Genomic DNA, 13,015 nt, shown 5'->3' on the forward strand with positions numbered 1-13,015 from the left:
CGCCTTCCGATCTCGATTCCACATCAGAGTGTTGGAGTGGGAAGTGCACTCACCCCTTCGCCGACGCCCCCACCGTCATCTTCACGGGCACAAAGGTCGGCTTCACCCTGCCCTCGAACTCGCTCCAGTACTTGTTCATGATCGTGCGGATCGCCCAGTTGTTTCCGTCCGCCAGGCCGCAGATCGTCGTGCCGGGCATGCTCCCCATGCTCGTCGCGATCTCGAGAGCAAGATCGAGATCCTTCGTCCTGGCGTTCCCCTCCTCGATCCTGCCCATCAACTGATACAGCCACCCGCTCCCCTCGCGGCAGGGGGTGCACTGCCCGCAACTCTCGTGCTTGAAGAACCGCGCGATGTTCCGCGCCACGGCGACCATGTCCGTGTCCTCGTCGAAGACCGTCGGGCACGCCGTCCCCAATCCCAGCACGTTGTACTTCCGCCCGATGTCGAAGTCCATCTCCGCATCCATCTGGTCGGGCCCCAAGATCCCCATGCTGATGCCGCCGGCGATGGCGCCCTTGAACTTCTTCCCGCCGCGCATGCCGTTGCAATAGTCCTTGCTCTCGATCAGCGTGCGAAGGGGAATCCCCAGATCGCACTCATAGACGCCGGGGCGGTTCACGTGCCCGCTCACGCCCATGAGTTTCGTGCCGAAACTTGGCGGCACGTTCTCGCCGAGCGACGACGCCGTCCCCTGCCTCGTGAACCACGCCGAGCCGTGCTCGATGATGCTGGGAAGGTGGGCGAGGGTCTCGACGTTGTTGATGATCGTGGGCTTGCCGAAGAGTCCCTTGATCGCCGGGAAGGGGGGCTTGATGCGGGGCCAGCCGCGCTTGCCCTCGATGGCCTCGAGCAGCCCCGTCTCCTCGCCACAGATGTACGCCCCGGCCCCGCGGTGCACGTGGCACTCGACGGCGAAGGAACCACCCCCGGCCCTCGCCGTCGTCGCCCCGTCCATGAGTCCCTTGCTCCCGAAGATCCCGTGCTTGTACGCCTCTTCGATCGCCCTCTCGAGGACCATCGCCTGGTGGTGATACTCGCCACGGATGAAGATGTACGCCCTCCTGATCCGGCACGCGTAGCAACAAATCGCGATCCCCTCCAGGACCAGATGCGGATCGAAGTCCATCAGGAGCCGGTCCTTGAAGGTCCCCGGCTCCGACTCATCGGCGTTCACCGCGAGGTACCGCTCTCCCGGATCCTCCTCGACGCCCTTCTCATCGACCTTCAACTTGGGGAGGAACGTCCACTTGAGCCCGCACGGGAACCCGGCCCCGCCGCGGCCACGCAGGACGCTCTTCTTCACCTCGTCGGTGACGGCGTCGGGGGCCATCGACAACGCTTTCCTCAGCCCCTCATACCCGCCGGTCTTCACGTACTCGTCGTACGAGACGATGTGCCGATCCTTGGGATCGCCAAAGGGAAAGCACGGGATTCGTTTGGTGAGAACAGGAGCGTCGGTCTTGCGGGTCCATGCCATAGGCCAAGACTGTAGGGTCCTGCCCCCCCCGCCCCTCACTCCCTTGTCCCACGCCTCCCCTCAAAGAAACCACCCGCCGGGGGAGGGAGGGGTCTGTCCCTCCCCGGCGGGTGGATGGTCTTCAGTGAAGGCTCACTCGGCTCGTCGTGCTCACGCCGCCTGGGCGATGAACAACTGGCCGCTCTGGGCGTGACCGAAGAGGACGTGGTACGCCGCCGAGGGGACGCTCTGGCGATTGCTGCGTTTGGCGCGGACGATGTACGCGACCGAGTTGGTCCCCTGGGGGATGGTCTCGTCGACGAACTCGCGGAGGCCGACGGTGTCGAGGATCTCCCACGCTCCGGTGCCGTTCATCTGGCGCGAGACCTGGAAGGTCGTGCCGCTGACGCCCGCGGGCTGGCGCGACTTCCACGAGAGGGTGAGGTCGCCGAAACTGTCGATCGTCGCGACGAAATCAAACGGCGGCGTGGGGTCCGGGGCCTGGCCGCGCGGGGCGTCGGGGCTGACGCCGGCGAGGGCGTAGACCTCGCTGTTGCCGGTGCGCTCGGCGAAGGCCTTGATGGTGTTCACGAGTTCGCCGGCCTTGCGCCGCGTGTCGCGGAGGCCCTCGTTCTGATCGAGCGTGGCGCCCCGGCTGGCCTCACGAGCGGCGATGGCGGCGGACCGCAGCGTCTGCAGATCGTTGGCCATGGTCTTGAACTCGAGGGCCTCGGCGGCAGTGAGTCCGATATTTTCGGGCGAGGAAGTCCAAAGACCCTGATGATTGTCCGCCCACGCCAGAAACTCGTCGATCTTCTCCGGTAAGTTGGTGGCCATGTGGCACCCCTTTATGGAATTTTCACCCGGCGAAACGATGCCGACCCGAAGCCCATCGTCCTCCACCATCGCCCACACTGGGCATGGCCCGAAGAGCCTCGCGATCGCCCGCCCCGGATGCCGACCGACGCATCGACCCTTCCCGGACGCGACTTTCCATCACGACCCGCAGAACCACCCCAAACTCCATTTCCCACGCCCCACCATCCCGCACACCCCCCCCACCCCGCACAGACAGCCCCACCGACGGTGCCTATCGCCCTCCCAATCGCGGCCCGATCACGGCCCAATCACGTCCGATTCCACGCGAACGGCACGCCCAACGTGCCCGGGGAGATCAGTTCCCTGCCTACCGAAATGATTTCGGATCCTACCGGAACTCCATCGGGTCCTACCGGGACTCTTCCGGGTCTTACCGATGCTCCATCCCTATCAACCGGGACGATTTCGGATCCTACCGGAACTCCATCGGGTCTTACCGATGCTCCATCCCTAATCACCGAAACTGTTCCGCGTCCTACCGGGAGTCCGTCCTTGAGCAGTCCGAGGCCGGCTCTCACGTATTGAAGTCTGGATGAACCGGGTATCTGTGCAACGCAACCGATTTGCTATCGACGTATCCTATACGGCAGTCACCAGTTTGCCAGAGGTTGCAGCATGACTCCACTAGAACTAGAAACAATCCGGACTGAGGCACGAACGGCACTTGGCGATATCCGTCCAGCATCGGATTTCGGCATAACAGATAATGATATCCCCGTTAATACCTCACACACTTCAGCAGGAAGAGATCTTCCACCATACTATATTGTGTATTTTCTTATGATTGGTCTTCTTAAATTTCACGACTCTGGACGATGGGAAAAGGTGGCATGGTCAATCCCAATCATCTTCGACAATGAACTGTTCCTTATAGAGTATCGCAAGTTCGGTCTTGGTCTATTTGCGATGAAGTCCGGCACGAGCGAGGAAAACGCCATAAAGATAGTATCACGTATCCGAACCGCGGCAAAGCGTGCATCAAAGTACTTTGACTGGCTAGCAAGCAACGGCAGTACAGGATCGAACATAACTGTTGTGAATAAAGCCTCGGATTTATATGGTCGCTATCAATTTCATCTTTCGGCGTATAAATCCATGCTAGATACATCAAATGCGATCAAAGACACATCCTATCTAACTGCTGAGCACAAGGGTATCAATCTTGACGCCCATGTTACCCGCGTCAATGCACTTCTGCGATCACGCACGGAAAGCCGATGGTGCTCACTGTCGGCCATCGATTGCTTTTTCAGTTGGACCGAGCACATTTTCATACATATAGCCATATTGAAGGGCACCGTAACAACAGGCGTACAGGTCGCAGAACTCGCAGAAGCCGACTGGAACGTCAAATTCAAAACGGCCATTGATCTGTCAAATATGACTACAAAGAGGATGTTTGATGAGCTTGTTCATATCCGACGCCAGATTAGAAACTATAACGCCCACGGTGCATTCGGCAAAGATGGAAGCACATTCTTATTTCACACCAATACAGGTGCAGTTCCTGTTAGCCTAAAAGTAGAATCGAATCATTATGGGTTTATGTTTGGTGTTGAAAATGAAATTCCGGAAACAAAGGCGATTGAAACCATAGAAAAGTTTGTTGAGTATTTAGAAACTATTGAGCCCACAGCTATGCGGTATATCCAAAATTCGAGGCTGCCTACAACTCTGAGTTATGCACTCGACGGTACATATCTGAATGCCATGAGCTCAATTGATAAAATGAACACACTCATTGAACGATTGAGCTACGAACATGACCGCGCGGCGAATATGGACTGGTGACATTTTTTAATGGATCGGCATTACTCAACGTTCAATGTGCAGAGAACCCGTTCCAACATGTAATTCCCCCTATCCTCATTACGGCTTCTCTAGACTCCGATCTTATGATGAAGGCTCTACAGGTATTTATGGTCCTCGCTTAGGCATCGTCTGCATCGCTCGCTCGAGCCGCTCGAGGCGGGCCGTGAGGGACTCGATCCGGGCCTTCTACGACCGGATCGTCGCCCGCTGGTCCCGGATCGCTGTGTGTTGCTCTTGAATCGCTGCCTTCTGGTCCTGAATCGCCGCCTGCTACTCCCGGATCTCTGCTTGCTGCTCCTGGATCGCCTTCACCGCGAGCACGGTCACGCGCGAGCCCTCGACGCCCGTGGCCGGGTGCCGTGGGACATGCGCCTCGCCCGCCCCGCGAATGGGTGCGAAGCCCAAGGCGATGGCTCAGAGCAGCCATCGTCCCGGGGCACCCGGCGGGACTCTTACGGCATCGGCGTGGTCACGGTGTAGCGGAAGACGACGCTGCGCAGGCCCATGCGGTTGCCGCCGTCGGTGACCCACCCGGCCGACACATGGAACGAGTACACCTGCTCGTTGACCACCTGGTCGGCGAAGTCGAACGTGCGCGACTGGAGGGCGCCGAATCCCTGGACGGTGGGAGTGAACACCGTCACGGTCGTCGTCGGGCCGTTGTGGTCCACCCGATCGAGGATGAAGACAAGGTCATTGGAGGTCGAATCGTCCCAGAAGTACGCGGTGGCGTCGAGGATGATGGCCCCATGGGGAAGGTGGAGTTGTGCCCTGAACGATCCGCCGCTCCCGGTGGCCTGGATGTCGTTGAGGCCCCGGATGAAGCCCGTGCCGCTGCTGCTTGGCGCAAACTCGGATATGCCCAGCGAGTAGTACCGCGTCGTCGTCGGGACGGTGAGCGTGCCGCCGAGGACGACGTTGCCGTTGAACGTCGCGTTGCCGGTCGCGAGGACGTTGCCCGCGACGTGCAGACGCTGGGTGGGCGAGGTCGTCCCCAGGCCGACAAAGCCGAGATCGGTCACGGTCATCGCCGTCGTCGTGCCGACGAAGAGCCGCCAGGAGTTGTCCGACCCGTCGAGCCAGTGGTAGGCGAGCGTCGAGCCCGTGGTGTTGTTGTATCCATAGAAGGGGCGGCCCGTGGCGTTGTCGGTCGTCACCCACATCCCGCCGAAGCCCCCGGCCCCGCCGCCCAGCCGCGAGACCTGGAAGACGCCATTGCTCGTGACGGGCGTCGAGGCGTTGATCCCGACGAACGTGCCGTCGAAGCGGGCCCCGGTCGTGCCGAGGGGCGTCCAGGGCTTGAGCGAGGTTCCCGAGACGATCGACCGCGAGGCGTAGGGCGTGGCGGTCAGGCGTTGACGCGAGAGCGCGGTGAAGCCCGAGGCCGTGGAGCAGGTGAGGCCCGTGTCGGTCCGCACGTCGATCTGGAGGTAGCGCTCGTTCCCATCGAAGACGTCGCCGAAATCAAGCCCGACGGCGAACGTCCCGTCGGCGGCGACGGTGAGATTGTCCACGCAGAGCGTCGTCCCCTGGATCGTGCCGCCGACTGGAGCGTTGTACAACCCGAAGCGCATGTCGTACAGCCCGCTGGCGGGCGAGCCCGAGACGTCGAGGCGGCCCTGGTACGTGAAGCGCGTGGTGAGCGGCTGGGCGAGAACGGGCATGGCCACGAACGAGGCGACGACGATCGCCAGGGCACACACCGTTCGTTTGAATGTGATATCGCGCATGGGAGATCTCCTGGGCGCGAGGGTCGGCCCACGCGCCATGATGCAGACCCAATCTACCACGTCCAGCCCAAAATGCCAAGGATTTCGGCCCGTTGAATGGGCACCGCCCGGCACATCGCCGTTCAACGGGCGCCTTGGTGGCACTCTGGGGCCCGTGTGGGCCATGTTGGAGAGCGTGAGGTGGAGTTGGACCCTTTACCTTGGAGTCGTCTCATTCATCGCCCGCTCGATGCGGTCGAGGCGGGCCGTGAGGGACTCGATCTGGGCCTTCTGCGACTGGATCGTCGTCTGCTGTTCCTGGATCGCGGCCTGCTGCTCCTGGATTGCCTTCACCGCGAGCACGGTCACGCGCGAGTAATCGATGCCCACGGCGTGCCCGTCTGGATCGAGGGCGACTGCGTCGGGTAGGACGCGGGCGACGTCCTCGGCGATGAGGCCCAGATCATGCCGGCCGCGCGTCTCCTCCGGGGCCTTGCTGTTCCAGACATACGAGACGGGCGCGAGCCGCACGAGTTCATCGACGCCCAGCGACAGCGGAGCGATGTCGTCTTTGAACTCTTGAGAAGAGGTCTGGGTGAGCGACGTGCAGCGGATGGCTCCGCCGACGTCGAGGCGGAAGGTGGGGCTGGTGTTGTTGATGCCGACGTTGCCGCTTACGTTGACGACGAGGCGGTCGGTGGGCGCCTGCCCGATATCGCCCGTGGCGAGGACGACGGTTCCATAGCCGGTCGAGACGCGGGAACTCCCGCCGCCGGAGTTGGCGATCGTGCCGCCGCCGAACTGGTTGTGGTAGTAGTTGTACGACATGTGGATGCCGTCGCCCAGGGCGGGGAAGGACCCGTAGAGGAACCCGCTGGAGTTGCCGCCGCCGATGCGGAAGTGCTTGTAGTCGCCCGCGCTGGTCCCGAGTTCCATGTCTCCCGCGACGGTGAGCGTCTTGCCGGGGGTGTTGGTGTTGATCCCGACGCGCCCGTTATTGCCGATGCTCAGGCGGGTGTTCCCGCCGTTGACGAAGACGGTGCTCCCGCTCGCTGTTGGATCGACGTTGTAGAACCCGAACACGCCGTCCGTGCCTCCATCGAAGTGGAAGTCCGCGGATGTGCCGAGAAACCGGAAGAAACCGCTGTCGTCGGAGCGCATGTCGAGGCGGGCGAGGGGCGATGTGGTTCCAAGCCCGATCGAGCCGTTGACCTGGAGGTTGCCGAGCGTGATGAGCGTGCCGTCGGCGTTGACCAACGCCGCTGTTGCGGGCGAGCCGTCGGGCGAGGAGAGCGATGAGGCGTTCATCGCGTGGATCGCCCGGGGCGTCGCGCCGATGAACTGGTCTGGCACGAGCGTGGTGAACCCGGTGTCGTCGTCGCACGCGAGGCCCGTGCTCGTGCGCGTGCGGATCCGGATCGTGTAGGTCAGATCGCGGCTAAATGAGCCGAGATCGATCGTGGTGCTGAAGAGCCCTTCGATCACCGGCACGCCCACACGGCAGAACCGGGCCACCTCGTTCCCCGAGTTGAACGGATCGATCAGGCGGAAGTCAATGTCGTAGGACCCGGTCGCTGCCTGGCCGTTCTCCGTGAGTCGGCCTTGATAGACAAAGGATGTCTGGGCAAGGAGCGGCACGGCGGGCACACCGAGCCCCGCCAGAGCACTCACGCCAGTCAACATCAGGGTCAGCAACGATCGGGACGAATGGGAAGAGGTCATGGAATGGCCGCGCATGGGAGACTCCAGGGGCGGTCGCTCCACGAATCGGGATGTGGCCGTGGACGAACAGACCGCGGCCACCCAGTGTACCAGAACGGTCTAGTTGGACAAGACGATTCGCGTCCGACTCACGGCATCGGCGTGGTCACGGTGTAGCGGAAGACGACACTCCTGACGCTGATGCGGTTGCCGCCGTCGGGGTCCCAGGTCATGTACATCGTGTAGGTGTTCGTCTGGTTGTCGATCACCTCATCGGGGAAGGAGAGCGTCTGGTTCACGAGGTTCCCCGCCGGGGCGACCAGGCTGGGGGTGAAGCTCGCGAGGTTGACCGCGGTCGTGCCGTCGTGGGGCACGCGGTTGAGGATGAAGGTGATGTTGTTCGAGTTCGACTGGTCGTAGAAGTACAACTGGGCGTCGAGGAGGACCGCGCCCTGGGGAAGGTTCAGGTGCCCGTAATAGGCGCCGTTGTTGTCGAGGAGGAAGAGTTCCTGGGTGGTCATGTTGTAGTTTGCGCTGGCGGGCGCGACCATGAACGAGCCGGGGCCCATCGTGTAATAACGCGTCGTCGTGGGCACGTTGATCGGACCGCTCACCGTGAGGCTACCGCCGACCGTCTGGTTGCCGTTGACGATCGAGGCTCCGGTCACGAATGAGTTCCCGACGACGTGCAGTCGCTCGAGGGGCGTCGTCGTCCCCAGACCGACGTTTCCGTTGCTAGTGACCACCAGCGGGAGTGAGGATCCGACCTGTAGTCGCCATGAGTTGTCCGATCCATCGAGGTAGTGGTACGCGAGCGTCGAGCCGGTCGTGTTGTTATATCCATAGAACGGGCGACCCGTCGCGTTGTCCGTCGTCACCCACATCCCACCGAATGCACCCGGAGCCGCGCCGGTCCGCGAGACCTGGAAGAGCCCGTTACTCGTCACCGGCGTCGACGCGTTGATCCCCACGAACACGCCGTCGTATCGCAGGCGCCCCGTCGATGTCGTCTCCCAGGGCTTGAGCGAGAACGCCGAGTGCGGCGTCGCGAGCAGTCGCTGACGCCCGCTGAGTGTCGTGTACCCGGTCGTGTTCGCGCACGACAATCCTGTATCCTCTCGAACTTCGATCTGCAGATATCGCTCGTTGCCATCGAACACGTCGCCGAAGTCGAGCCCGACGACGAACGTGCCATCGTCACTCACGCCCAGGTTGTCGGCACAGAGCGTGGTGCCGACCTGCGTTCCACCAACGGCCGATGGGAACAGCGAGAAGCGGATGTCATGCAACCCGCTCGCGGGCGAGCCGGAGACGTCCAGCCGTCCCTGGTACGTGAACCTCGTCGTGAGCGCCTGGGCGTGGGCCGAGTGCACGCCGAGCCCTCCAAGTCCGACGCATGCCGCCATTGCCGCCGCCGACATCCGCTGATCAAAGCGCATCTGAGGATCTCCATCGTGAGGCGACAGCCCTTGGGCCATGCTCGCCTCGCACCATCAACGTACACGACTCTGCCCCAATTGCCAACGTCCATCCATGGTTTTCGTGTCCCGTGGCTCACGAATGTCCGTTCTGGGACCCGCATTCGGGACACGAGATGACGCCCGAATCCTCGCCTGCGTTGGATTTTTCATGCCCGGCCAGGCTGTAGCCGCACGCGACACAGGGACGGCCAATCGACGATCGCCGCTTGCCGAACCGGGAGAGCCGCCGGATCCAGTGCCGACCGATCCACGCCGCGAGCCCCAGGAGCACCGGTGAAGCCAACCACACTGGCAGCACCACGATCCTCGGCTCCCACCACGCCCGAGCCTTCACCGGCACGCCGGGCCACACCCGCTCGCCGGGATCGCGCACCTGCCATGTGCACTGGAAACTCGGCCAGAGCCAGTGACGCTGATCGATAACAGTGGTCGCGCTCGAAGCGCTCATGCTCGTGCCGCTCTTCGAGGCATGGGCCGCCCTGTACACGATCGAGCCGCCGAGGAGCGTCCACTGCTTGCCCGAAGCATGCTGCCACGACACCAGCCATCGGCAGGAGGCAACACTCGCCACGCCGATGAGGAGACCGAGGGCGAGCGACACGATCTTGGTCAACGACCTCAACTGTCTCATCGATCGCCGACCATGATCTGTCATCGATTTGCTGAAGATCACACGTGTTTGACTCATGGACCGGTCGTCGGATCCATGTTGTGAGTCATTGTTCCGTGGCCCTTTGCGATTCTTCGGCCCTATCAACACGCGACGGATCAGCGTTTGCGGCGCATCCTGAAGTTAGACCAGCCTCCCAGGAACCGAACACACTCGCTGTCGAACCCCGTTTATCGTTCCCCATGGACCCCACCATCCTTGCCAGTCTCGTCCTTGCCGTCCTTCTGGGCGTCCTGCTCATCGTGCTCGGCGTCAAAGGCCGGCGGATCAACGACCATCCCGTCTGCCGCCAGTGCCACTTTGATCTCGATGGCGTCTATCCCGAGATGCCCACCTGCCCCGAGTGCGGCTCGGGGCTCAAGCGCGAGAAGTCCGTTCTCATCGGCGCTCGAAAGAAGCGTCCGCTCGCGATCGTGGTCGGCGTTGTCCTCGCCTTCGCGCCCTTGGCGCCCATCGGGGCCGTCGCCGTCGCGCTGCTCACGGGCAAGGACGTGAACGCGTACAAGCCGCTCGCGCTGCTCCTGTGGGAGGCCCGCCGAGCCGACGCCGCCCGAGCCCCGGCCATCGCCAACGAACTCCTCACCCGCGCCCGAACCAACGGCCCCGGCAAACTCGACGCCAGCCAGTACGCCAAAGCCATCGACACCGTCCTCGCCATCCAGAACGACCCCACCGCGACGTGGATCGAAGGCTGGGGCGACCTCATCGAGCAGGCGAAACTCGACGGCGTCCTCTCCGCCAAGGCCGAGGAGACCTTCATCGCCCAAGCCCCAACGCTCAAGATCACGACGCGGCCGACGACGCGTGCGGGGAACGGCAACGCCGGCCCGACGATCCCCGTGCGCATCGACCTCGCCGGCGCACGCGTCGCCTCGGGAACGTCGTTGAACCTGCCGCTCACGCTCGAGAGCGCGAGTGTTGATGGGAAGGCCGCGACTCTCAACCCGGCTTCAACTCGCACGCGAGGCGATCCCACCGTTCGCATTCTCGGATGGAACACGACAACGAACGCTCAGGGTGCGGGCATGCCGCTCGGCATGATCCCATTGCAAGGCTCACGCGCGGGACAGACCGCCCGCATGATCTTCACCTCGCCCTTCGGCGGCAGCAACCAACTCGACCAGATCGTCAACCTCACCCTCCCGCCCGGCCTCGCCCCCGGCAAGCACACGCTCACCCTCAAACTCAACCTCGCCACGCAGGATCCCTACGCCAGCGGCAACCCCATCACCATCATCAACGGCCGCCTCACCTCCCCCACCGCTGCACCAACCACGACCGTCCCCATCACGCTCACCACGAAAATCGAGGTCCTCCCCGACAACGTCCCCACCGTCCAGCCGATCGCCCAGAACCCCGAGACCGACGCGAAACTCCAAGACGCGTTCGCCAAGGCCCGGCTCACGCACGATCTCTCCGGTCGACTCTCTTTCGCGAGCCGGTCCGAACCGTGGCTTCTCGCGATACCCAGGAAGGACGCGATTCCCCTCCCGATCGCCGCCGACATCATCCTCATCGAGGGCACGGGCGCCGAGCAGAAGGAAACGGTCCTCGGCTCGTACACCACCGGCACCCGCGCCGAGGACCCGGATCAGGATCCCTTCGGCATGGGCGGCTTCGGCTCCTTCTCCTACACCGTCTCGATCAACGGGCAGGTAACCTCGACCTCGTCGGCCGACACCTCGCTCATCCCCGTCCCCCTCGACCACGTCCCCGCCGACGACGCCCGGATCGTCCTCCGTCCCAGCGAGAAGGTCGCCGAGCAGACACTCGACCTCACCGAGTATTACAACGCCGAGATCCCGCTCGTCAACGCAATCAACCCCGCCGAACTCGCCCGCGCCCGCGAGCGTGGCGAGGACCCCTTCGAGCGTGCCCTGAAGATGCAGGCCGACATGGAACGCCGCATGAACGAACTCATGCAACGCAGGCGGCCTTCCGCTCGCCCACGCGTGATCCCTTCGACCCCCACTCCCACGACTCCATCGCCAACTCCGACCCCTACTCCCTCCAGCCCCGACACACCCGAATCGTACCCCCAGCCAACTTCATCACCTAAGGAACCGATCTGACCAGGGACCGAGAATGGCACACTCACCCAACCCTTGTGGGGCCGATGGGAGGGGGGGGAAGGGGGGCTGCCCGCCTGGCTCGACCAACTCTCCTCGCCCCCTTGCCAACTCCCCTGTCTCATCGATCTCACCGCCCTCACCCCCCCACCACCGGCACAGGTCCAAGAACCTCGGAGAGGCGTGCTGGTTCGCTCCAAGGGGCCTTTGGTCGTCGCCAGGAGAGTTCCGCGTCCTAGCGCGAGCGTTCCGAGTCTTAGTGGGAGAGTCCCGCGTCTTAGCGAGAGAGTTCCGCTATCAACCGGGAACGTCCCGGTTTAAACCGGGAGAGTTCCGCCTTAAACCGGGAGAGTCCCGCTAAGACCCTCGAGAGTTCCACTAGAACCCTGGAGAGTTCCGCGTCCTAGCGGAAGAGTTCCGGATGGATGCGGAAGAGTCCCGGCGATGACCCGGAGCCCTCCGGTAACACTGAGGACCCAACCACGAACAGAGAACACCACGCCCGAGGGCAGGATCCGTCGTCAGCCATTTCCTTACAAGGTTCCGCCGGTTCGGGCTCAAGTCGGCATGTTCACGTGCCGAGCGGATGCCGTGGACTGACGCGGCAGGTGTCATCGTTTCACGTTCCGACCATCGTCGTCAGAATCTAGAGAATTCAGTGCCCGCCATGCAATCGCCGAGAACGGTTCATCTTTCAACAAATCCAGAACATCCTTGAGACACGTCGCCATCTTCCATCCGGAATCCTTGTCGTACTTGGCCAGAGGGTCTGTGGCGTTGAATGTGACTTTGGCAACCTTTTCGGCCAGATGCAGGACACTCATCCGCAACGATGCGTGCTCGCCTCGCGCTTGAACACGAGACAACGCCAACACTTCGTGCCTGACATCGTCGAATGCGCCGCGTGCCAAGCTCCACGTTTGCGCTGATTGGGCAATCTGGATCACGTGCAGAACCGGCTTGGATTTGAGTCCGGTCCGGTCCACAACCAGAGTCAGGATTCTCGCCGCCCATCGCGGCTGAGACTCCGTCGGGATGCTATCGAAGATCAACTTCCCTGCATCGAGCGCCCGATCCTGCTCCCAAAGTTCACGAGCCTGAGTCACAATCTTCTTGCTCAGCATGCTCATGCACCGCTCCAGAATCCACATGTGGTCGGCACAACCGACCCACACGCACGAGTCGTTGGTTCAATCATTGTCCCTTGGCCGAAGGCCATTTCCCCGCGTAGGCTG

9 protein-coding genes are annotated in these 13,015 nt (G+C 62.7%); 2 read left to right on the forward strand and 7 right to left on the reverse strand.

What is annotated here, in order from left to right:
• Nucleotides 1-49 precede the first annotated feature (49 nt).
• Together nuoF and IPK69_06910 are read right to left on the reverse strand one after the other, a co-directional pair.
• Nucleotides 50-1,480, reverse strand: coding sequence for an NADH-quinone oxidoreductase subunit NuoF (gene nuoF / locus IPK69_06905; GenBank protein QQS10343.1), 1,431 nt, complete (start codon nucleotides 1,478-1,480; stop codon nucleotides 50-52).
• Nucleotides 1,481-1,630: 150 nt separating this feature from the next.
• Nucleotides 1,631-2,296, reverse strand: coding sequence for a fibronectin type III domain-containing protein (locus IPK69_06910; protein QQS10344.1), 666 nt, complete (start codon nucleotides 2,294-2,296; stop codon nucleotides 1,631-1,633).
• A gap of 657 nt (nucleotides 2,297-2,953) precedes the next feature.
• Between IPK69_06910 and IPK69_06915 the strand changes: the two genes are divergently transcribed.
• Nucleotides 2,954-4,129: a hypothetical protein gene (locus IPK69_06915; GenBank protein QQS10345.1), complete on the forward strand. Its 1,176-nt coding sequence runs from the start codon at nucleotides 2,954-2,956 to the stop codon at nucleotides 4,127-4,129.
• A 473-nt stretch (nucleotides 4,130-4,602) separates the two neighbouring features.
• On the opposite strand, the gene IPK69_06920 is transcribed toward IPK69_06915, so the two are convergent.
• From IPK69_06920 to IPK69_06935, 4 genes are all read right to left on the reverse strand, one after another.
• Nucleotides 4,603-5,880, reverse strand: a complete 1,278-nt coding sequence (locus IPK69_06920) for a hypothetical protein (protein ID QQS10346.1) — start codon at nucleotides 5,878-5,880, stop codon at nucleotides 4,603-4,605.
• 195 nt (nucleotides 5,881-6,075) lie between these two features.
• Nucleotides 6,076-7,581 (reverse strand): tail fiber domain-containing protein, encoded by a 1,506-nt coding sequence (locus tag IPK69_06925; GenBank protein ID QQS10347.1) that lies wholly within the window; start codon nucleotides 7,579-7,581, stop codon nucleotides 6,076-6,078.
• Between the two features lie 128 nt (nucleotides 7,582-7,709).
• Entirely contained in the window at nucleotides 7,710-8,999 is a 1,290-nt protein-coding gene (locus tag IPK69_06930) for a hypothetical protein (GenBank protein ID QQS10348.1), read from the reverse strand.
• Nucleotides 9,000-9,114: 115 nt separating this feature from the next.
• A complete protein-coding gene (locus tag IPK69_06935; GenBank protein ID QQS10349.1) occupies nucleotides 9,115-9,663 on the reverse strand; it encodes a hypothetical protein in 549 nt (182 codons plus the stop codon).
• A gap of 230 nt (nucleotides 9,664-9,893) precedes the next feature.
• Between IPK69_06935 and IPK69_06940 the strand changes: the two genes are divergently transcribed.
• Nucleotides 9,894-11,783, forward strand: a complete 1,890-nt coding sequence (locus IPK69_06940) for a hypothetical protein (protein QQS10350.1) — start codon at nucleotides 9,894-9,896, stop codon at nucleotides 11,781-11,783.
• Between the two features lie 608 nt (nucleotides 11,784-12,391).
• Here IPK69_06940 and IPK69_06945 read toward each other — a convergent pair.
• On the reverse strand, nucleotides 12,392-12,910 hold the full coding sequence (locus IPK69_06945) for a hypothetical protein (protein QQS10351.1): 519 nt from the start codon (nucleotides 12,908-12,910) through the stop codon (nucleotides 12,392-12,394).
• Nucleotides 12,911-13,015 lie beyond the last annotated feature (105 nt).

This window comes from Phycisphaerales bacterium (assembly GCA_016699835.1).
In the GTDB taxonomy this organism is placed as follows: domain Bacteria; phylum Planctomycetota; class Phycisphaerae; order Phycisphaerales; family UBA1924.